23 protein-coding genes are annotated in these 18,930 nt (G+C 31.9%); 10 read left to right on the top strand and 13 right to left on the bottom strand.

What is annotated here, in order from left to right; translation table 11 throughout:
* Positions 1-118 precede the first annotated feature (118 nt).
* The 6 genes from DFR85_RS00145 to DFR85_RS00690 all read right to left on the bottom strand — a co-directional run bounded on the left by DFR85_RS00145 (position 119) and on the right by DFR85_RS00690 (position 2,983).
* Entirely contained in the window at positions 119-649 is a 531-nt protein-coding gene (locus tag DFR85_RS00145) for a hypothetical protein (protein ID WP_168367097.1), read from the bottom strand.
* 18 nt (positions 650-667) lie between these two features.
* Positions 668-1,069 (bottom strand): hypothetical protein, encoded by a 402-nt coding sequence (locus DFR85_RS00160; RefSeq protein ID WP_110269117.1) that lies wholly within the window; start codon positions 1,067-1,069, stop codon positions 668-670.
* A gap of 81 nt (positions 1,070-1,150) precedes the next feature.
* Positions 1,151-1,573 (bottom strand): hypothetical protein, encoded by a 423-nt coding sequence (locus DFR85_RS00190; protein ID WP_162582510.1) that lies wholly within the window; start codon positions 1,571-1,573, stop codon positions 1,151-1,153.
* Positions 1,574-1,630: 57 nt separating this feature from the next.
* On the bottom strand, positions 1,631-1,819 hold the full coding sequence (locus DFR85_RS00385) for a hypothetical protein (RefSeq protein ID WP_110269119.1): 189 nt from the start codon (positions 1,817-1,819) through the stop codon (positions 1,631-1,633).
* 46 nt (positions 1,820-1,865) lie between these two features.
* Entirely contained in the window at positions 1,866-2,006 is a 141-nt protein-coding gene (locus DFR85_RS00455; protein ID WP_168367098.1) for a hypothetical protein, read from the bottom strand.
* A complete protein-coding gene (locus tag DFR85_RS00690) occupies positions 2,003-2,983 on the bottom strand; it encodes a Rieske 2Fe-2S domain-containing protein (RefSeq protein ID WP_110269120.1) in 981 nt (326 codons plus the stop codon). Before DFR85_RS00690 ends, DFR85_RS00455 begins: the two co-directional genes overlap by 4 nt.
* A 291-nt stretch (positions 2,984-3,274) precedes the next feature.
* On the opposite strand from DFR85_RS00690, the gene soxA reads away from it, so the two are divergent.
* The 4 genes from soxA (at position 3,275) to DFR85_RS01655 (ending at position 7,807) form a co-directional block, all read left to right on the top strand.
* The gene (gene soxA / locus DFR85_RS01165; RefSeq protein WP_110271713.1) at positions 3,275-3,790 is read left to right on the top strand and encodes a proton pump complex quinol oxidase subunit SoxA; all 516 of its coding nucleotides are present in this window, start codon (positions 3,275-3,277) and stop codon (positions 3,788-3,790) included.
* A 2-nt stretch (positions 3,791-3,792) separates the two neighbouring features.
* On the top strand, positions 3,793-5,487 hold the full coding sequence (gene soxB / locus DFR85_RS01175; RefSeq protein ID WP_110269121.1) for a proton pump complex quinol oxidase subunit SoxB: 1,695 nt from the start codon (positions 3,793-3,795) through the stop codon (positions 5,485-5,487).
* Between the two features lies 1 nt (position 5,488).
* Positions 5,489-7,180 carry a proton pump complex cytochrome B SoxC gene (gene soxC / locus DFR85_RS01535; RefSeq protein WP_110269122.1) on the top strand — a complete coding sequence of 564 codons (1,692 nt, stop codon included), beginning with the start codon at positions 5,489-5,491 and terminating at the stop codon, positions 7,178-7,180.
* 69 nt (positions 7,181-7,249) lie between these two features.
* The gene (locus DFR85_RS01655) at positions 7,250-7,807 is read left to right on the top strand and encodes a DUF1404 domain-containing protein (RefSeq protein ID WP_110269123.1); all 558 of its coding nucleotides are present in this window, start codon (positions 7,250-7,252) and stop codon (positions 7,805-7,807) included.
* Positions 7,808-7,939: 132 nt separating this feature from the next.
* Here the strand turns inward: DFR85_RS01655 and DFR85_RS01660 are convergent, their stop codons facing one another.
* On the bottom strand, positions 7,940-8,971 hold the full coding sequence (locus DFR85_RS01660; RefSeq protein ID WP_110269124.1) for an NAD(P)/FAD-dependent oxidoreductase: 1,032 nt from the start codon (positions 8,969-8,971) through the stop codon (positions 7,940-7,942).
* A gap of 4 nt (positions 8,972-8,975) precedes the next feature.
* Positions 8,976-10,625 carry a thiamine pyrophosphate-dependent enzyme gene (locus tag DFR85_RS01990; RefSeq protein ID WP_110269125.1) on the bottom strand — a complete coding sequence of 550 codons (1,650 nt, stop codon included), beginning with the start codon at positions 10,623-10,625 and terminating at the stop codon, positions 8,976-8,978.
* A gap of 214 nt (positions 10,626-10,839) precedes the next feature.
* Between DFR85_RS01990 and DFR85_RS02215 the strand changes: the two genes are divergently transcribed.
* From DFR85_RS02215 to DFR85_RS02915, 3 genes are read left to right on the top strand one after another with little or no spacing between them, the layout of a single operon-like run.
* Positions 10,840-11,274: a rubrerythrin family protein gene (locus tag DFR85_RS02215; RefSeq protein ID WP_110269126.1), complete on the top strand. Its 435-nt coding sequence runs from the start codon at positions 10,840-10,842 to the stop codon at positions 11,272-11,274.
* Positions 11,275-12,456, top strand: coding sequence for a heterodisulfide reductase-related iron-sulfur binding cluster (locus tag DFR85_RS02395; protein ID WP_110269127.1), 1,182 nt, complete (start codon positions 11,275-11,277; stop codon positions 12,454-12,456). It begins immediately after the preceding gene.
* Positions 12,446-13,000, top strand: a complete 555-nt coding sequence (locus tag DFR85_RS02915; RefSeq protein WP_110269128.1) for a DUF3501 family protein — start codon at positions 12,446-12,448, stop codon at positions 12,998-13,000. The genes DFR85_RS02395 and DFR85_RS02915 overlap by 11 nt, the downstream gene beginning before the upstream one ends.
* A 16-nt stretch (positions 13,001-13,016) precedes the next feature.
* Here the strand turns inward: DFR85_RS02915 and DFR85_RS03045 are convergent, their stop codons facing one another.
* Positions 13,017-13,469 (bottom strand): HPP family protein, encoded by a 453-nt coding sequence (locus tag DFR85_RS03045; RefSeq protein WP_110269129.1) that lies wholly within the window; start codon positions 13,467-13,469, stop codon positions 13,017-13,019.
* Between the two features lie 249 nt (positions 13,470-13,718).
* Here DFR85_RS03045 and DFR85_RS03230 point away from each other — a divergent pair, with 249 nt between their 5' ends.
* The 3 genes from DFR85_RS03230 to DFR85_RS04025 all read left to right on the top strand — a co-directional run bounded on the left by DFR85_RS03230 (position 13,719) and on the right by DFR85_RS04025 (position 16,186).
* Positions 13,719-13,919, top strand: coding sequence for a DUF3311 domain-containing protein (locus DFR85_RS03230; protein WP_110269130.1), 201 nt, complete (start codon positions 13,719-13,721; stop codon positions 13,917-13,919).
* Between the two features lie 10 nt (positions 13,920-13,929).
* On the top strand, positions 13,930-15,483 hold the full coding sequence (locus tag DFR85_RS03395; protein ID WP_110271714.1) for a sodium:solute symporter family protein: 1,554 nt from the start codon (positions 13,930-13,932) through the stop codon (positions 15,481-15,483).
* Between the two features lie 67 nt (positions 15,484-15,550).
* Positions 15,551-16,186 (top strand): nucleotide-binding protein, encoded by a 636-nt coding sequence (locus tag DFR85_RS04025; RefSeq protein ID WP_110269131.1) that lies wholly within the window; start codon positions 15,551-15,553, stop codon positions 16,184-16,186.
* Here DFR85_RS04025 and DFR85_RS04220 read toward each other — a convergent pair.
* From DFR85_RS04220 to DFR85_RS04745, 4 genes are read right to left on the bottom strand one after another with little or no spacing between them, the layout of a single operon-like run.
* On the bottom strand, positions 16,167-16,472 hold the full coding sequence (locus DFR85_RS04220; protein ID WP_110269132.1) for a transcriptional regulator: 306 nt from the start codon (positions 16,470-16,472) through the stop codon (positions 16,167-16,169). The two genes, DFR85_RS04025 and DFR85_RS04220, sit on opposite strands and share 20 nt — an antisense overlap.
* Complete coding sequence (locus tag DFR85_RS04565) at positions 16,465-17,076, bottom strand: hypothetical protein (protein WP_110269133.1); 612 nt, start codon at positions 17,074-17,076, stop codon at positions 16,465-16,467. The genes DFR85_RS04220 and DFR85_RS04565 overlap by 8 nt, the downstream gene beginning before the upstream one ends.
* Positions 17,077-17,844, bottom strand: coding sequence for an ATP-binding cassette domain-containing protein (locus tag DFR85_RS04635; RefSeq protein WP_110269134.1), 768 nt, complete (start codon positions 17,842-17,844; stop codon positions 17,077-17,079).
* Positions 17,841-18,665 carry a hypothetical protein gene (locus tag DFR85_RS04745; protein ID WP_110269135.1) on the bottom strand — a complete coding sequence of 275 codons (825 nt, stop codon included), beginning with the start codon at positions 18,663-18,665 and terminating at the stop codon, positions 17,841-17,843. The genes DFR85_RS04635 and DFR85_RS04745 overlap by 4 nt, the downstream gene beginning before the upstream one ends.
* Positions 18,666-18,930: the final 265 nt, after the last annotated feature.

Genomic DNA, 18,930 nt, shown 5'->3' on the forward strand with positions numbered 1-18,930 from the left:
TCAGATAAAATTGTAATATATCACTAGTGGTTCCTATATAGAACGCCAGTAAGTTTTTGTCTTATTATCCATCATTTGAACTCTTTAAATGGTTAAGAACTTTCTAGGAGTACTAACGCTACTGAGGTAAAGGTAAAAAGGAGACTCCCAAAATCATAAGAATTACTGTTATAGTTAAAAGTAAAGCTCCAAATGTGGAATAGTATTTTAGCTTACCTTGAACTAATTTTATTTCGTCTATAGATTCTGGATCTATAGACCTGAACAGCTTAAATAATTTCTCAAAATAATGTCCTATTAAAAGCCCTATAGAAAATCCTATAATTCCTAGAATAGCTCCTGAAAATATACATATACCCCATCCCGTAGAGAACAACACATGATATACTTCACTAATGCCTCCAGACCTATAGTAGCCTATAAGGTAGTGTATGAATTCTCCTGCTCCAAATACTATAGTTATCATCCCAGTAGCTTCTATGAAGCTTACTAAAGTAGGAAAGAGATTATACATTAAATCATTAACCGTCTCATTAGAGAGTTTCGAAAGTCTAGGAGCTACAATAACTCCGAATATCATAACAGAGCCGTAGTATATTAGCGAAAAAAATCCATGCATTACATTAAGTATAAACGATATAGGAACCAAATTTGACACCAAAAAAAATCAAAGTGAATATACTAAACATCCAGTAGACGTAATTATAGCTATTATAAACGATAGAGCCATAAGGTACGAAAATGCATAATTATACGTAGCGTAAAATGCTAATCCGCCGGCTGCAGCTAATCCTACAAAAACTACAGTAAGGAGACCTAAGTAGAATAGATCTTTCCTATCGCTAAGATATGACAATGTAAAAAGCAAAACTGCACCTAAACCGCTTAAAAGCGCTAGGCTTAAATGGGCAGAAAGTAGTGCGGCCATCCACGTGGCTGTTAACGGAAATTGATCGTTAAGCATTGCTGTAGTGCCTGCGAGAAATGCGCCCATTAATAAAATTGTTTCTACAGACGATGCAATTAAAACTGGAGTATTCCTACCCAAACGTTCTTCTGTCATGTTCATCAATATAATCTATAAAAGTGTGCTAAATAAATATTTCATTATAATTTCTCATTTTAAAAAATTAAGTTAAATTTAATTTGTTTATCTTCTTAAAGCATAGAATAGTATGGCTGATGTAAATACTATAGTGAAAATAAATCCAGTACCCATTCCTAGTGCATACATTGGTATCGAAAATCCTCCGAAATAGAATAGTCCCATGAAGGCAGCACCTAATACTGATAAGATGTCTAATACCGAAAGAACTCTTAGGGGTAGGTTTCCTGCTCTAGTACTAGAACCATATAGGGAAATCGCAAATATTACATCAAAAGCTGCCGCATATATATGTGCAGTTATTGGAACTCCTAGAAGTGGTAATTTGTATATTGCTATACCCATTCCTGCTACATAGGTTATTATTAAGCAAGCTAACTCTGCTGCCGCTAATGCAGGAGTATATTGATTTCTAGAAAATTTTGATGCCATAGTGTTATATACATCTAAAAGAGATCTAGAGCTCATTAATATCATTTATAAAAAAATGCTATAAAAAGTTTAGTTTTGAAAACTCTAAAAAGTTCAATAAAAATCCTTAAAAAACACAAGGAAGAACGCTGCAGAGGCTAATATAATGTAGAGAGCAGCTGATATTATTGTGGTATTTTCTACTCCTATAGCGGAAGATACAAAAATATCTATTGGAATTGAAAGTATAATAAAGAATAAAACTACTAATATGGTTAATAAAAGCCTACCAGTTAGTTTCATATTTTCACTAAATATATGATAAAAAATCTAACTTATAAATTTTGTGTTATAATAGATGAGAAAACAGTTCCGGTAAAATAACATTTACAGGAGACGAATCCCATAGGATTGTATAGATTATAAAGGCTGCAAATGCCGCAGTAACGCCAAATATTAGACCTACTATAGCAATACCTAATCTGGTCATGATGAACCACCGAAAGTATTTCCGTCACTTTGAACTTTAGTATAACAATTTGTGGGAGTTTGATTCTTTTGAACAATCAACTTAGGACAGCCAGTAGTTTCATCATAGGAATCTAGATAAGCAGCACCGACTAAGTCTGATGGATGATCCATTATAGGCGGAGCATGTAAATTCATAGACACTGCGTATAGATAGTCAGTATTTGAATCCCAGTATAGTTCAACATATGGTAAAGGTCTTACTGTTGGCCCAGTTAAAACTGCAGCGCCGTGCCAAGGATCATATGTAGAACCATGACAATCGCAGTGAATTACACTCTTTGCATTAGCAGATACTGCTGCGTTATAAGCTACTGATGGTAAGAAATTAGGCACTACTCCTCCAGGCTTAAAATATTGCGGAGGATAGAAATGTATTTCTGGTGGGGTACAACCTAGATGTTGACATATTGCACTATATGCTACTATTGATTTATATGGACCTACGCCGCCTGGAAAAGTATAAGTGTGACCATTTTCTGGTATAACCACTGTCGTAGGCTTTATTTCAACGGGCTTGTTATTTTCGTCACCCATATTTATCAGAAAAGTTATGTCTCCCAATAATGGGTACTGGAATAGCATTATTGTAGGATCATTAACTGGAAATTTAGAAGCCTCTATAGGTTTACCGTCAGAATCTACAATTATCATCCATGGGAACTTCTTCAGTGAAACTAATGCAGGATTTAGTGATGATACTAAGGGTACTGCAGAAGCTACCGCCAGTACTCCTATACCTATAAGGAGACCTTTAAGAAATGCTCTTCTACCAGGATCTAATGGACCAGCATTTTTTTCAGCATAGTTAAATAAGTAATCTCTGCCCCTTGCCATGAATTCTCTTTCATCAAATTTTGTATTTCCATTTCTCATCTTCCACAATAGTCGCTTAGCGAAAATGAAATCACTTCTTTTGATAATAATTTTATCATTCATGGCACTATCATGATTTTTAATATCTTTGAGATTTATAAAAACTTTTTCCCGTAATGAAATTAATGAATATAAAAGGAATTAATATATTTTATTTAAAGTTATAAAAAGAAAAATATATTTTATAATTCTAATATTTTCTAAGTTTCCATTCGATTTATTTAAATAATCTAATTAAATTATTTAGATTGTGAAATGTAATATAGTTTAAATATTGTTGATACTATCAAAAACATCATAGTTATTAAAAATAACATTTATAAAGCTAATCCGTACATATTTATCATGATTAAAATGGCTTTCGTTGAAAAAATTAAGGAACATGCAGAATTGAGTTGGTTTATAGTAATGTTAATATTAGTTGCTATTTTTGTAGGGTGGAATATAGTGGGTGTAACTAGTGGGTCAAGCACTAGCTATAGATACGGACTTCCATTATTTAGCGGTATGCCTAAAATAGCTCAAGCCGCAGTAAAATATTTTGAATCACATCCACCAGCTAATGGAGATTCCGAAGTAGTTAACGGAGTACTTGTAGTAAACATGACAGTGACTCAGTTAGGATACAATCCGAATATAATTATTGCTAATGCTAATGAACCAATCGCAATAATATTGCACTCTCCTCAAGTGATAACTGGATTCTTCATGAGATTGCCAGATGGCGTCGTAAATATAAATGCTCCACCCAACTATACAAATTACGTTTATTTTGTAGCACCTAGTACTCCAGGTAATTATACTTGGAGAGATCCAGAATATGCAGGATATAATTTCTCATACTGGACTGGAATTTTAGAGGTGAAGTAATAATGAATTATAAAAACATTATAAAAAACATAATTAATTATATAAAAGATTTTATTAATAAAGCATCAAAAGTTGCAAATCCAAAAGATACTATAGGAATTGTATGGCTTTACTTAATTGGAGCAGTAGCTTGGTTAATTGTTTTAGGTACAGCGGCCATGAATATGAGAACATATCTAGTATACGATCAAAACTCTCCAGCCGTAGGGCCAATCTATTATATGATGCTTACTATACATGGCTGGTCGGCAATGTTAGGCTTAGTTCCAGATGCTGCTCTTGGCATAATTGCTTTTTCGATGTATAAATCTGGACTCTCTGTCGTTCACAGAAAATTAGTAACTTCTATGTTCTGGATTTCCAATCTAGGATTAGTATTTGCATTATTTGGAGGACCGGATATGGGCTGGTACATGTATCCTCCTTTAGCTATTGAGGATAACTCTCTCTTCCAAGCTTTTAGGATTTATCATGGAGCTATGATGGGAGCAGGGTACTTAGCTTTAGCATTTAATAGTGCATGCGGAGCAATAGCAGCATTAACTTTTGTGATAGACGCTTATCTAACTAAGCCTAAGGATAAGAAGATAAACATATTTGCTGCATACGGCGTAGCGTTCTCCCTAATAATAGCTTTAACCCTACCCGCATTAACTGCGTCAGAATTATGGTATGTTCTTGCGATATGGTTACCCACATTAGTTAAAGTGAATCCTCTTCTATGGGTAATATTGTTCTGGTTCTATGGTCATCCAGTAGTTTATTATGTTCCGTTTCCATTATTTGGTGCATTATATTACTATATTCCAATATACGCAAAAAGATCATTATTTAGTGAAAAATGGGCTAGATGGAATATATTTCTATTAGCTATAGGTTCAATGCTTATATGGGTTCATCACTTACAAACTTTCCCTCTACCAGTAGATCTTAGGGCTTGGATTACAGTATCTACCCTAGTCTTGGCTTCTGGCTCTGGATTAACGGTGCTTAATCTTGGCCTAACTATCCTTACATCAAAAGGATATGACTATAAGGATCCGTTAGGTATGACGTTTTTAATAGCTCTAATAGGATTTATAATAGGCGGAGTCCAAGCTTTACCATTACCTATCAATATAATAAACGGCGTAGTACATAATACGTATTATGTTGTGGGGCACTTCCACTTAGTAATATGGACATTAATTTTGGTTGGTTTCACAGGAGTTTTTGTAGATTTGTTAAAATCTACTAATCCCAATCTTAATTTTAGTGCAAAGGCAAAGAAAATTATGCTAATGGGAGTACTATGGTGGACAGTACCATTTGTAGGTGTTGGATATACAATGACTATAGCCGGATATTTGGGTCTATTAAGAAGGGAAATAGCTTACCCTCCCATGTTCTCTTCATATATGCAATTAATGTCGTTCTTAGCAGAAGTAGGTATACCAGGATTAGTGCTAACCATATCTACTGCAATTGCTGAGTATGTAAGGACTAGCAGACCTACTGGTATTTCTATTACAGTACCTTCTATGCCTGGCTCTATGGCATATGTAAATTCTAATGAAAAATTAGTTAAACAGGTGACTTACGCAAATCAAATTAAGAGTAATATTAATAATTTTATATTAAATAAGACTAATTACAAATCTAATGATTTAATAAACTTAAAAGATAATATGAGGAGAACAAATATAGGAGGTGGATAGAATGGGTGAGAATGAGAAGAAAAAAGGATTTTTTGATTTAATTCTAGATAGAGTAGGCATTGAAGAGGCACCTCTATTTAGAACTCCGGATTACATGTATAATGTATCTTATTGGCTAGGAGGATTAGTTGCTGCAAGTTTCATTTATACAGTAATAACTGGTTTAATTCTTCTTTTGCTTTACGAACCAGCAAATGCTTACGGGCAAACTCAAATCATTATACATTCTATTCCATATGGTGCAGTTCTACTTTTCAGCCATTTATACGGAGCATACATAATGATAATTTTAGTCTATATTCACATGTTTAGAAACTTCTTTAAGGGATCATATAAGAAACCTAGAGAGTTACAATGGGTTACTGGAGTATTATTGCTTGCCTTAACTCTAGGTGCATCGTTCTTTGGATATAGTTTAGTAGGAGACGTGCTAGGAATTGATGCAGTAGATATAGGATCTTCGTTATTGATTGGAACAGGATTTCCAGGAGCAACAACTGTAGTTGGTTGGCTGTTCGGTCCAGGGATTGATGCTGTAGAATCTACTAATCCAATAGTTAGAAGCGAATTCTTCGATAGGATTCTAGGATGGCATATAATTCTTGTAGCGTTAATAGGTCTTCTATTCATTTTCCATTTGATGTTATCAGAAAGATATGGAATGACTCCGTCAAAGAAAGAAAAACCTTTTGTTCCAGCTTACTATACAAAGGAAGAGCAACAAAGATTTAACCCGTGGTGGCCAAGAAATTTTGTTTATATGCTATCATTAGTTCTAATGACATGGGGTATAATTTTAATAGTTCCAGATGTTTTAGCCAATTTAAACGGAGCTACAGTATTTGGCCATACTATTGAACTTCCTCTAGTAATTAATCCATTCCCAGCTCCTCAAGCATTTACTGCTGCAGCTATACATACTGCTCCTTATCCTCCATGGTTCTTCTTATTCTTATATAAGTTCGTAGATTTCCTCTTACCTAACGGTTTACCATTACTTCCATCAATGGTAATTGCGATTCTCATAGTTGGTTTAGTAATAATAATGTTGATTCCGTTTTTCGAAAATAGTAATGTTATGTTCCTAAGTAGTAGAAAGTTCTGGACATGGGTTATGTGCGTACTAATTTACTCATTAATCGCGCTATCTTTCTGGGGATATTTTTACCCTGGAGTACCAGCACCCTTTACTGCACAAATGGAAATCCTAGGAATTCCTGCTTTAATAATGGCAGCAATAATTTACTTATTTGGAAGTAGGTCGAAACAAAAGTCTATAAATATATCATCAACTAATTTACCTAGTGTAAGACCTACGACAATATTAGGAACTTCTGTTGTGACATTACTGTTCGCTGGAACTTTCGGAGACTTCCTCCTTAAGCCGTCTTTATTAGGCATATTATTATTATTACCTCTAGGAACATTAGTTTACCATTATATGAGCAAACTAGTAAAAGTTTTTAACTCAACTAGAGTTTCTACTGAACCAGGATTTCCGATAACTAAAAAAATGGCGTTTTTCGCAATTCCTACAATATTCGTTATAACAATATTCCTACTAATATTGATGATAAAGTTACCAAGTGTAGGAGTAGCTAGCACGTATGCAGGCATAGATTTAGGGGTAATATTGTTTCTATGGGGTTACGCAATTAATTTATATCACTATTTGGTATATGTAAAAGATTAGAATAAAAATATTATTTTTTATTTAAATTATAATAGAAAGACTTTTTAATTTATAAACGTATATTATATTATGAAACTTGACAAAGAAAAGGTAAAGTTTTCACATTTCATACCTCCCATTATTCTTCTTGCTTTAGTTTTAAATCCCCTAACTGAGAGTCAAGAGTTTTTACATGAATGGTTATTCATGGTAAGTCACTACGTACTGTTTATAGGAGGACTCCTATTGTCATATAAGGTAATTAAAGGTTCAACATATTGGATAATACCATCTGCATTTTTAGTATCGTTTTGGCACGTTCCTTATTTTTTTGCTCTTGCAGGAGCGTTTACATTTTTTAGGGCACTTAACGATTTTTCATTGATACTGGCTGGAATATTGGCAGGAATCTCAGCATCTAGACTTTCATTGTTCTCTTGGCTTTCATTAATAATAATATGGATGTTGGCAGATACAATACTTTCCATAGTATTTCTATTGGAATTTCCAGCTTATTCTAACGCAGTTTATAAATTTTCTCCCTATAGTGAATCTCAAGAATTTAATACTGCTATATCAATGTGGATAGTAATGTCTGCAATTATAGTATATGTATTCGGTAAATTCTTAAAAGAGTTATTATTTTAAAATGAATAAAATACTGGAAAAATCGATGGTATTTACCTTCTCTAATATTCAGTTATATTTTTAAATAGTTATTTAATAGGTAATTATTATTTTTATGATTGGATAATTTCTTATAACTAATAAATAAAACTTTTAATTCTTCGTATTAAGGCTATTATTTAGGAAGTTTATTTTATTTATCTTATATAAAACATTTGCTAATGCTAAAGATTTTAATAGTCTAGCGAAACTACCTTTTATTGGCATTCCCATAAATACACCAAGAAAGCTATTATTTATTTCTACTACGTCTGCTAGAGATTTCGGATTAAATTTTTCTTCGGAGTCATTTAATGCATTATAGATAGCGTGAACTCCAGATTGCATAGAAACTTCAGCATTAGATGGATACTTTAAAGATGCACATGCACCTGCACCATATACATCCTTATAATCTACTGAGCTTAGATCGTCATTAACTTCCATCTTATAGTTTTTAGTTGTAAAACCTAAGGAATTAAGAATATTAGGACCTCTGATTCCTCCTGCATAAAATATATGATCTGCCGAAAAAGTACCTTGAGTAGTATTTACTTCTTTACCTTTTATTTCATTAACTGCCGTATCTAAAAACAATTCTATTCCTAGTTCAGTTAATATTTTTTCTGCATATAACGATATCTCTTCTGGCATATGAGGTAAAACTCTTTTACCTCTATTTATCAAGATAATTCTTTCTTTACCTTTTATCTTTCCTAAGAGCTCTATTGTACTGCCTATAACTTCTACCCCTAAATCTCCTCCTCCTATTACTATTAGACTTTTAGCCTTATTTATCTCTTCTCTTATTTTAAGAGCATCTTCAAAATTTTCAAGTTTCATTACATGGTCTTGCGCTCCTTTTATCCTAGTCAGATCTTGTTGATAACCTAAAGCAACAATTAGCTTATCATAATTTATCTCTCCCTTAGTAGTAGTAATTTTCTTATCCTTAAAGTTAATTTTAAGGACTTCAGCTTTTATATCAGGTCTCCTGTAAAATAATGCAGACTCACCTTTGGCTATAGTATCAACTAATTTTGGCGTAAGTAAAAATTTATCTTCTTTATCAATCAATATTGAGTTCTCATAAGCACATTTAGCAGCAATCCCTGCAAATCCACCACCTAATATTACTATTCTCATTTTTTCACTCTGAAGATTCGAGCTTTTCTCTAAATATAGATAATACGTAGTTCTTTGCTTGAGTAAATGTCAATTTAGGTGGCATGGGTCTCTCATTCGGATCTACAACGACATCCATTACAAATGGACCTTTGCTTTCCTTAAGCTTCTTAAGTCCTTCATCCAGATCTTTCGGATCTTCTATTCTAATGCCTTCAATCCCAATGGATTCAGCTAATTTTGAAAAATCTGGATTATATAAATCTACGCCCCATTCTGGGTATCCCATGACTTCTTGCTCAAATTTTATCATTCCTAATTTAGAATTATTAAAAATTACTACTTTTATTGGTCTAGAATATTTCTTAGCAGTTATTAATTCCATCATTGTCATGGCAAATCCTCCATCACCTACTAGAGCTAAAACATTATCAGATACAAATGAAGCACCTACTGCACCAGGAACTCCAACCCCCATAGAGCCTAACCATGTAGAAAATACGAATCGTTGCTTGCCAGAAGCCTTAAAGTTTCTAGCTCCCCACATAGTAACGTTACCAGTATCTACTACCACTGTACCTTCTGTAAATACTTCTGAAAGTTTTGAGGCAACCTTTTGAGGCTTTATAGGAATAGAGTTCTCATCTTCCACTTTCTTTAATTCATCAAACCATTTTTCCTTTTGATTTTTCATTTTTATATAAAATTTTTCATCCTTTTCCTTTATTTTATTTAAAACTGATTTTAGAAAATCTTCTACTGTGCATACTAGTGAAACGTTAGCTTTAATTCTTTTTGAAATATTTTCTGGATTTATGTCTACTTGAATTACTTTAACGTCTTTAGGTAAGAAATTAACATATGGGAACGAAGTACCTAAAAGTATAAGTAAATCAGTTCTATTTAATGCGTCAACGGATGGTTTAGTTCCTAAAAGCCCTATTCCACCCATAACTTTTTCATCGTAATCCGAAAGTATTCCCTTACCATTTAGTGCATAGATTATTGGTGAACCTATTTTTTCCGCAAATTTGTTAAGTAATTCAGATGAACCCCTAGCTCCTCCTCCTATCATTACAACTGGGTTCTTACTTTCATTAATTAAATCTACTGCAGAATCAACATTTACAGAATAGCTGACCTTAACTTCTAAATTTCCTTCAAATTCTTCTCCATCCATTCTAAGAATATCTACTGGAAGATTTAAGTGAGATACTCCTTTCTTAGTTTTAGCTTCATGAATAGCTCTCCATACTAGGTATCCAGCATTTTTAGGATTTACTATCATTTGATTAAAAACAGATACGTCATCAAATAGTTTAACCATATTTACTTCTTGAAAATAATCATGTCCTAACATATCGCTCTCTACTTGACCGGTTAATGCTATAACAGACGCATGATCCATTTTTGCATCGTATAACCCATTAAGTAAATGTATTGATCCTGGACCAGAAGTTCCCATACATGCTGTTAAATTCCCTGTTAGTTTAGATTCTACAGAAGCTGCAAAAGCAGCGCCTTCTTCATGCCTAACTTGTATATATTGTATCTCTTTATTTTTTCTAATAGCGTCCATTAATGGATCTATAGAATCGCCAGGTATACCATAAATTCTCTTTACTCCTGCTTTAACTAATGTATCAACTATTATTTCAGCAACATTTTTTGCCATATCATTCTTACTATATAATGATTAAAAAACGTTTTTATTGAAAAATTTCATTATAAAGAGAAGAGATCTTAGAAAAGATATTTATTTTAATAAAAAAGTCAAAAAGCGATCTAGTTAAATTAAATTTATTCCTAAATAAGAGTTCTTTCCATATAATAGCAGATTAATATTAGAAACTTTTATATATTAATTTGATAATAAGATAAAAGAGAACATGAAAAGTCTAAAAGGAACTAAAACAGAGGAAAACTTCAAAAACGGCTTCATAGGAGAATCTATGGCAAATAGAAGATATCTATATTTTGCTAAAAGAGCTGATGAAGAGGGATATCCAGAAATAGCTGCATTATTAAGGAGCATATCTGAAGGAGAAACTGCTCATGCGTTTGGACATCTAGATTTCATAAGACAAGGAGACTCTGTAGATCCAGCTACAGGTAAACCAATAAAGACAATTGAGGAAATGCTAGAATCAGCAGTAGCAGGCGAAACATACGAATTCACACAAATGTACCCAGGATTTGCTAAAGTAGCAAGGGAAGAAGGTTTTGATGAAGCTGCAGAATGGTTTGAAACATTAGCAAGAGCAGAAAAGAGTCACGCAGAAAAGTTTACTAACGCGTTGAAGGCACTTAAAGGGGAAAAATGAATGTATTCTTTAAATAAAGATAATCCTGATTTTTTTAATCAAACTAAACTTCAATCAGAATTTATAAGACAAGCTTCAGTCTGTCACGGTTGCAGAAGATGTTTTAATTACTGTCCCGTTTTTCCCAAATTATTTAAGTTCACAGATCAAAAAGGCCCTAAGGCCCTAACTCTAGATGATCTCTTTGATATATCACCGGATTGTTTTCATTGTAATATGTGTTATGTTAATTGTCCTTTTACACCACCGAACGATCTTAATATGGACTTTGCTCATTTAATGAGCTGGGGCTGGTTATTTTACAGAAGTAAGACAGGAATACCTTTAAAAGACAGAATATTTGAGATGTTAGATTTTGCAGGTTTTGTAAGGCCCTTATCAAGAAATATGGTAAAAGGATTAATTAGTGAGGGAGCGCCAGAACTTAGAGTTGCCGAGAAAGGATTTCTTTCTAATTTTAAAAGGAAAGATATTCAGAATCCTAAAGCCAGAGTTGTCCTTTTCCATACTTGTTTAGTGGAAAATTTCTATCCAGAAATTGGAGAAGACCTAGTAGAAGTATATAATAAATTAGGAATAGAAGTAATAACTGCAAACTTCATTTGTTGTGGAGCACCCATGCTAGATGTAGGAGATTCAGAGGCATTAAAAAGGAATGCTGAATATAACTATAATATTATAAAGGAATATATTAAGAAAGGATATGATGTAGTGTCTCCTATCCCTACATGCACATTAATGCTTACTAAGGAATATCAGTATATCTTAGATAAGGACGCTATAAAGGTATATGATGCTATGGAGTACCTTCTTAAATTAAAGAGGGAAGGGAAAATAGAGTTAAAAGGAGAAATGCCTAAAAGTATATTTTATCATACGCCATGTCACTTAAGATACTTAGGTGTAGGATACCCTGGTGTTCAATTAATGAGAAGTCTTAAATCTAAAGTGGAAATAGCAGATAAAGGATGTTCTGGCATAGATGGAGGTTGGGGATTAAGAAACTACTCAAAGGCTAAAGTTATTGGTTCTAAAATGATGGAGGCTTTTTCTCAAAGTAATGCTGAAATCTTTGCGACTGAATGTCCACTAGCTGGATTACAAATATTTAAGGCTTCAGGGAGAAAACCTTTACATCCTATTCAAGTTTTAAAAGAGGCGATGAAGAACGATAAAAGTTGAAGAAGTTTTACCGTGGTTTGAGTACGAAAAAGTTAGAGAGGAAAGAAGGAAAAAAATTGTAGAAATTAAAAAGGAAAGAAGATTGGAGTTAGGCGACAGATTAGGAATACTATTTGAAAATAGAGATACAGTACTTCAACAAATTCAGGAAATGGTTTACCTCGATAAATTATCAAACAAAAAAGATATTGAAGAGGAAATAAATATTTATTCCTCTTGGTTGCCTTGTGGAGGAAAAGCTAAGGCTAGCCTTTATATTTATGCACAAGATGAAAAAGACTTAGAGAGAGTATTTAATGAGTTACCAGAGATTTATAATTCAATATTTTTACGCGTAGGGAAAAAACTTATTCAAGGAGAACCGGAAAGCGGAAGAAATCAAGGCCATGCATTTAGTACAGTACAATTTCTTACGTTTGATTTAGAAGGAGAAAAATCTACTGATATGGAAGTAAACGTAGTACATCAAAATTACAAAGTTAAAGTTAAGGTTCCTGAAAATCTTGCAAAAAAAGTAATAGAAGAAGCTTACGAAGAATGCTAGTACTAAACATTAAAAATCACTTTATCCTAGGCTCGACGTATTTAGTAAGAAGATAATTAATTCCTTCAACTATTATTACACCAGTTATAATAGGGTGTATAATATACACTACATTTACTCTTTCTAATACACCTAATAGCGTTGCTAATATTGCTGGAGTATGTTCTATGTTTATTAAAACACAAATACTAAATGCAATAAATGATGCTATAGTAGCCATAATTATTCCATATAAATGAAATAAAGAGAATATTAAGCCTACTAAACCACAAATTGTATATGAAAATAATATTATAATACTTCTATGCATTCTCCAATCTGGATCAGGATATTTAGTAGCAGCCGTAGCTAAAAATGGTGGAAGTATAAATTCAGTATTTGTTATGATAGTTATGGCTACTAAGATTGAAATTGAAATTATTAAGTTCAAAATAGCAACAAGTTTTTTCTTTCTAGAAGGAAAGTGCATGAAATGATATAATGGAGTTATAATAAAAAGATTTTCTCTTAATCATAAAAATAACAAAATTATTACAAATACAATAAGTTTACTGATAATGTGCAATGAAATAGCTACTTAATTTTATATTTCTGATATATAAGTATAATATAGTTTTAAATATAACTAAATTGACTTATATAAGTATACTAAAATTTATATTTAACTTTTACTCTGTTATAAAAAATATTAATTAACCTACAAAAAGAGTAAATTTTAATGATAAAAACAAAATTCTATCTTGCGTTATTTATAACTCTAATAGTAGATATTATTTTATATTCTGTTTTTCCATTTTTTAATAGAATTTATCCAGAATTATTTGGATTACCACTTTTTTACTGGTATCAAACAATTTTACTCGTAGTAAGTAGTTTAATGTTTCTAGGTATTACGCTAATATTCAAGGAGGTGGAGTAAATTGATATCAATACCTAAGTCTAATATAGATGGAATTACTTTAGGAGTTTTTCTTATTTTATTTGTAATATTTATATTTTTGGGATTTTATGGAGCTAGATGGAGAAAAGGAGACATGAATAAATTACATGAATGGGGATTAGCTGGAAGAAGACTTGGAGTATTCTTCGTATGGTTCCTAATGGGAGCAGATCTTTATACTGCATATACTTTTATTGCGGTTCCAGCAGCCCTATTTGGTATAGGTTCACTTTATTTCTTTGCAGTTCCTTATGTAGCATGGACATTTGCCATTGCTTTACTTACTATGCCAAGATTATGGACTGTTTCAAGAAATAAAGGATATGTAACTGCAGCAGATTTTGTAAAAGACAGATTTAATAGTAGAACGCTAGCTATACTAGTAGCTATAGTTGGTATAGTAGCAGAATTACCATATATAGCTCTTCAAATAGTAGGGATGAAGGCAGCACTCTCTATGTTACTTTTAGGATTAGGAATAGGAACTAGTAGTGTATCATCATTAACGTTTATTAATGAAATATCTCTTTTACTAGCTTTTGCTATCTTAGCAGCATTTACTTATACTAGCGGATTAAGAGGAGCAACATTAACAGGTGTATTCAAAGATGCGCTTATATGGTTTACTGTTATAGTTTCAATAATAGCCATTCCAATATTTATAGGCGGCTTCCACACTGCGTTTTCCGATATTAAAGCTCCGGCCAAATTCTTAACCTTACCAAGTTCATTTATTACTGCGTATTTCTCATTAGCTTTAGGAAGTGCAATAGCACTATATCTTTATCCTCATGCTATAAATGGTTCCTTGTCATCCAATAGTAAGAATCAGCTAAAATTAAGTACGTCCATGTTACCAATTTATGGTATAGGTTTAGCTTTCTTAGCATTATTCGGAATCTTAGTATACGCAGTTTCTCCGGCCTTATCTGCTATAAGTACATTAAAACCCATAATAGGAGCTTCTTCTGCAGCAGATCTAGTAGTTCCTGCTACTATTGCTTATGAGATGCCTAATTGGTTTGTAGGGATAGCTCTTGTAGGAGTATTCATAGGTGGATTAGTTCCTGCTGCAATAATGGCAATAGCCATAGCTAATTTATTTACGAGAAATATTGTAAAGGAGTTTAAGCCATTATCTGAGAAAGCGGAATCAAGCATGGCAAAATGGGTATCTGTAGTATTCAAATTCCTTGCTTTAGGTTTCGTATTTGCAGTGCCAGGATATGCTATAACGTTACAATTACTTGGAGGTATAATAGTAGCTCAAGCTCTACCTCCAGTCTTTTTAGGGTTATATACTAATAAACTGGAAAAACGATCTTTAATAGCGGGACTTATTGCTGGCGTAGTATCTGGAATAGGCCTATACTATTACTCTCATGGAGTATTTATGAAAACACCTATAGGGTTAATATATATTGCACTAATAGCACTAATTATAAACTTAGCAATATCTGGGATAGGAAGTCTAATAGCTTATTCCATGGGATGGAGACCCAAAATAATTGTAAAAGACGAGGAAATTATGAAATCATTATAACTATTTAAATGTATGTTAAAGTTTTTTTAATTTATGATTATATTCGTCTTTAACGGAGTTTACATTCATGAATATAAAAATTATATCTAATGAAGGCGGTGTTGGAAAATCTACATTAGCTTTAATAATAGCGAAGTCATTAGCGTTAAAATCTAAAAAAGTAGCATTGCTCGACATGGATCTGCTCGGATATCCTTCTTGGGTTATAGGAGTAGAAGGGAATGGGATTATAACTACGCTATTAAAAAATAAAGATTATAAACACGCTATAAAAGAAATTGAAATTGGAAAAGGATCTATAACTACACTAAAACTCTTTGATGGAAAGGAAATAACAGATTTAGACCGCAATATCCTAATAGAAGCCATGAATATAATTAACGATACTCTAAGAAATTTTAAGTATGTAATTACAGATACTCCTACAATGTCATTTAGAGAGAGAATAAAACAATTGGAACCAGAAGGGAAGTCTTTGATGATAACCAGATATAGCTCCGAAATACCCAGTGTAACTGATAGTGATACACTAGGAATAATAGTTAACATGGTACCCGATAATTTCAAAACATTCTCTAAGCATATTAAAAACGAAATAGTTATTCCTTTCTACGAGCAGTTATTTAATTTCTCTGGAAATATTAATGAAATACCAATTTTTGATGAGATAAGTAAGATAGAAACTATGTTTGAATCTTCTTAATCAAATCTATATATTGTTTTATTGTCTGAATACCTTTTTCTGTTATCTCTATAATAGTTCTTGGACCTGATAATGTAGGAACTTTTTTAACTGTTATAAGTCCACTCTCTTCCAGAACTTGAAGATGCATAAATAAAGAGCTCTTAGAGATTCCTGAGGATCTTTGAAGATCTGAAAAAGTGGATTTACCTAGAATATAAAGTGATAAAAGTATTCCCAGTCTGGCTGAATTCGATAAAGTAGGATCGTTTAAAAGTTCCATTATTTTCTTAAGTTCATCAGTCACTCTCTATTACCTCCATTAATGATTTATATCCAGCAAATATCCATGAAATACCAAAAATCATCGAGAAAAACTCTATAAATCTTGTTTCACTTAATGTCATTAGCATGGTAAATGTGATTAATGCCAAGATATCATAGTATTTTATTCCGTTAGCTGTTTTATATAAGAAATAAAGAGATATATCTACAGAAATTGCATATAAAGTTGAACCAAAGATTAGGAATATAATGTTAAAAAAGAAAGCTCCAACACCTAAGAATACAAAAGAAATAATAAGAAGAAATGGATAAATGTAATATTCGAAGATATGTATTTTTCTTGAATTTTCGCCAAAAATTGAAATAAAATTATTCAATATTTTCCTAGCTTTCCTAAAAAAACGTATTGATAGTAATATGTAAAAAATAAGTATGCCAGTAATAGATATACTAAATGATATATAGCTGTATAAATTTAGAAAATTTAAGATAAAGTATGCTAATCCAAAAGAAAGTGGAAATGTTCCCCAAGAAATGTAGTACTTTCCCAATGCTTTTCTGAATTCAGTCATAACAGTATTTTTTGCTAATTCTTTTGATTTTATTATTAGATCTTTTTCTGTCATCTATTCACCTAAATTATAGATTCTATCTAATGTTACAAGGTTTTCTACCTTATATCCCTTTTCACCTTTCACAAACGAATATTTCTTCTTATTAACCTCTATTTCTAGAATTGCAGACTGATCTTCACCTTCTATTATCGAAGATTCTAGAATATCTTTAGCAGTAATTGGACCAAATACCTTCCCCTCAAATATAAGATTTGCCTTATAATCCTTAAATATTTTCACCATGTCGAGCTCATGCGTAACAATTATACCTTCTTTACCATATTCTTTTATCCAGTTAGCAATAATTTTTCTTTTACCAATATCTACATTTTCAAAAGGTTCATCAAGTAAAATAATTTTGGAATTCGATGCTAAGGCTATGATTGTTCTGAAAATAACTCCTTGTCCTGCAGATAATGAGTATATATTTTTATTTAAATCCTTTAAACCTAATTGACTAAGCATTCCAATAGCAAGTTTGGAATTAATACCTTTTATTTCTTCATAAATATAAATCACATCTTTTAGTTTCACGCCAAGAGAGAACGCTTCATTAATATTTGTTGAAAGTTCAGTATAATTCCTTAACTTAGAAACCTCTTTACCATCTATAAATATATGTCCTTGATACGGTATTATTCCAGCTATTGCTTTTAGAAGAGTTGATTTTCCTGAACCATTAGGGCCCAATAAAATAACTTTCTCATTAATAGTAGCATTTACGTCCTTAACTACCTTGTCCTTGCCATAAAATATTGACACATTGTTGAGTTCTATCATGCTAACTTCTCCTCCTCTAGGGGTTTATAATATAATTTTCTTATTCCTATAATATCAATAATTGTTAATACTACTGTCCAGAGTATCGATGAAATAATTGCTAATGGAATTGAAATAAAAGATCCAGATTGCCCACTTAATATAATTGAAGCGTAATTTAACGGTGAAGGTTTGCCTAAATATCCGCTCATAGTTAACGAGTCTACCATTGTAAATGGACTGGCATACGTAAAATAATTTAATTTTAAATATAAATATCCGAATCCAAAAAGAAATGAAAATAATAAAGGAACCATATTAATAAATTCTCTTATTTTTCTAGTTGTCTTTAGTGTTATTATACTAAGGAACATGGAAAAAGATGTCAAAAATATTGCAGTTAATATAATAGATATTATTAATAGCAATATGTCTTTTGGATAAACAATAAATCCGAATCTATTTGAAAAGGCTACAGTAGTAAAAGCTATCATTGTACTTCCAATTATGAGAGATGCAATGATAGACCCAATATATATTGAAGAAATATAATATAGTGGAGTTAATTTGGAGTATCTAAATAGGTGACTTAATCCTCCTGTTTGATAATTTAGCATAGCGGTTATTCCAACAGACAATGAACCTAAAGAAAAAAGTATTATAGTGCCTGCCCATCCAGACGTATAATAATAGACCTCTTGATTATAATATTCCCCATGAGCTATTCCAGGAGAAAAGATATATGCTCCCATAAGGATCCAAAAAATCATAAATCCTACTGCCCATATTAAATCGTAAGGATTGGTAAGTAACCTTTTTGCTATATAATATATTAGCCTCATGAGTATTAATAGGAAATGAATATTTTAAGCTAAGTAAACAGTTCAATTTCTGAACATACGTGAAAATTTTTATTTCAATTCTAAAAAATTATTTAAAAGCACTTTTAATTACAGAGTCTGCTAATTCATACTTTCCTCTATCAGTTTTAATAACATATCCTCTTTTCTCATGTTTTGTGGGTTCGTTCAATATATTTCAATAGGATGATACAGTAAAAATATGTTTTCTATAGAAAATAATATCTCTCCTAAATAATTTACTATA

The sequence above is a fragment of the Acidianus brierleyi genome, from assembly GCF_003201835.2.
GTDB lineage: Archaea > Thermoproteota > Thermoprotei_A > Sulfolobales > Sulfolobaceae > Aramenus > Aramenus brierleyi.

Excerpts from the sequence above, each read along its gene's own strand:
- DFR85_RS00160 (WP_110269117.1), bottom strand. The coding sequence starts at position 1,069 with ATGAACATGACAGAAGAACGTTTGGGTAGGAATACTCCAGTTTTAATT.
- DFR85_RS00190 (WP_162582510.1), bottom strand. The coding sequence starts at position 1,573 with ATGAGCTCTAGATCTCTTTTAGATGTATATAACACTATGGCATCAAAA.
- DFR85_RS00385 (WP_110269119.1), bottom strand. The coding sequence starts at position 1,819 with ATGAAACTAACTGGTAGGCTTTTATTAACCATATTAGTAGTTTTATTC.
- DFR85_RS00455 (WP_168367098.1), bottom strand. The coding sequence starts at position 2,006 with ATGACCAGATTAGGTATTGCTATAGTAGGTCTAATATTTGGCGTTACT.
- DFR85_RS00690 (WP_110269120.1), bottom strand. The coding sequence starts at position 2,983 with ATGAATGATAAAATTATTATCAAAAGAAGTGATTTCATTTTCGCTAAG.
- soxA (WP_110271713.1), top strand. The coding sequence starts at position 3,275 with ATGGCTTTCGTTGAAAAAATTAAGGAACATGCAGAATTGAGTTGGTTT.
- soxB (WP_110269121.1), top strand. The coding sequence starts at position 3,793 with ATGAATTATAAAAACATTATAAAAAACATAATTAATTATATAAAAGAT.
- soxC (WP_110269122.1), top strand. The coding sequence starts at position 5,489 with ATGGGTGAGAATGAGAAGAAAAAAGGATTTTTTGATTTAATTCTAGAT.
- DFR85_RS01655 (WP_110269123.1), top strand. The coding sequence starts at position 7,250 with ATGAAACTTGACAAAGAAAAGGTAAAGTTTTCACATTTCATACCTCCC.
- DFR85_RS01660 (WP_110269124.1), bottom strand. The coding sequence starts at position 8,971 with ATGAGAATAGTAATATTAGGTGGTGGATTTGCAGGGATTGCTGCTAAA.
- DFR85_RS01990 (WP_110269125.1), bottom strand. The coding sequence starts at position 10,625 with ATGGCAAAAAATGTTGCTGAAATAATAGTTGATACATTAGTTAAAGCA.
- DFR85_RS02215 (WP_110269126.1), top strand. The coding sequence starts at position 10,840 with ATGAAAAGTCTAAAAGGAACTAAAACAGAGGAAAACTTCAAAAACGGC.
- DFR85_RS02395 (WP_110269127.1), top strand. The coding sequence starts at position 11,275 with ATGTATTCTTTAAATAAAGATAATCCTGATTTTTTTAATCAAACTAAA.
- DFR85_RS03045 (WP_110269129.1), bottom strand. The coding sequence starts at position 13,469 with ATGCACTTTCCTTCTAGAAAGAAAAAACTTGTTGCTATTTTGAACTTA.
- DFR85_RS03230 (WP_110269130.1), top strand. The coding sequence starts at position 13,719 with ATGATAAAAACAAAATTCTATCTTGCGTTATTTATAACTCTAATAGTA.
- DFR85_RS04025 (WP_110269131.1), top strand. The coding sequence starts at position 15,551 with ATGAATATAAAAATTATATCTAATGAAGGCGGTGTTGGAAAATCTACA.
- DFR85_RS04565 (WP_110269133.1), bottom strand. The coding sequence starts at position 17,076 with ATGACAGAAAAAGATCTAATAATAAAATCAAAAGAATTAGCAAAAAAT.
- DFR85_RS04635 (WP_110269134.1), bottom strand. The coding sequence starts at position 17,844 with ATGATAGAACTCAACAATGTGTCAATATTTTATGGCAAGGACAAGGTA.
- DFR85_RS04745 (WP_110269135.1), bottom strand. The coding sequence starts at position 18,665 with ATGAGGCTAATATATTATATAGCAAAAAGGTTACTTACCAATCCTTAC.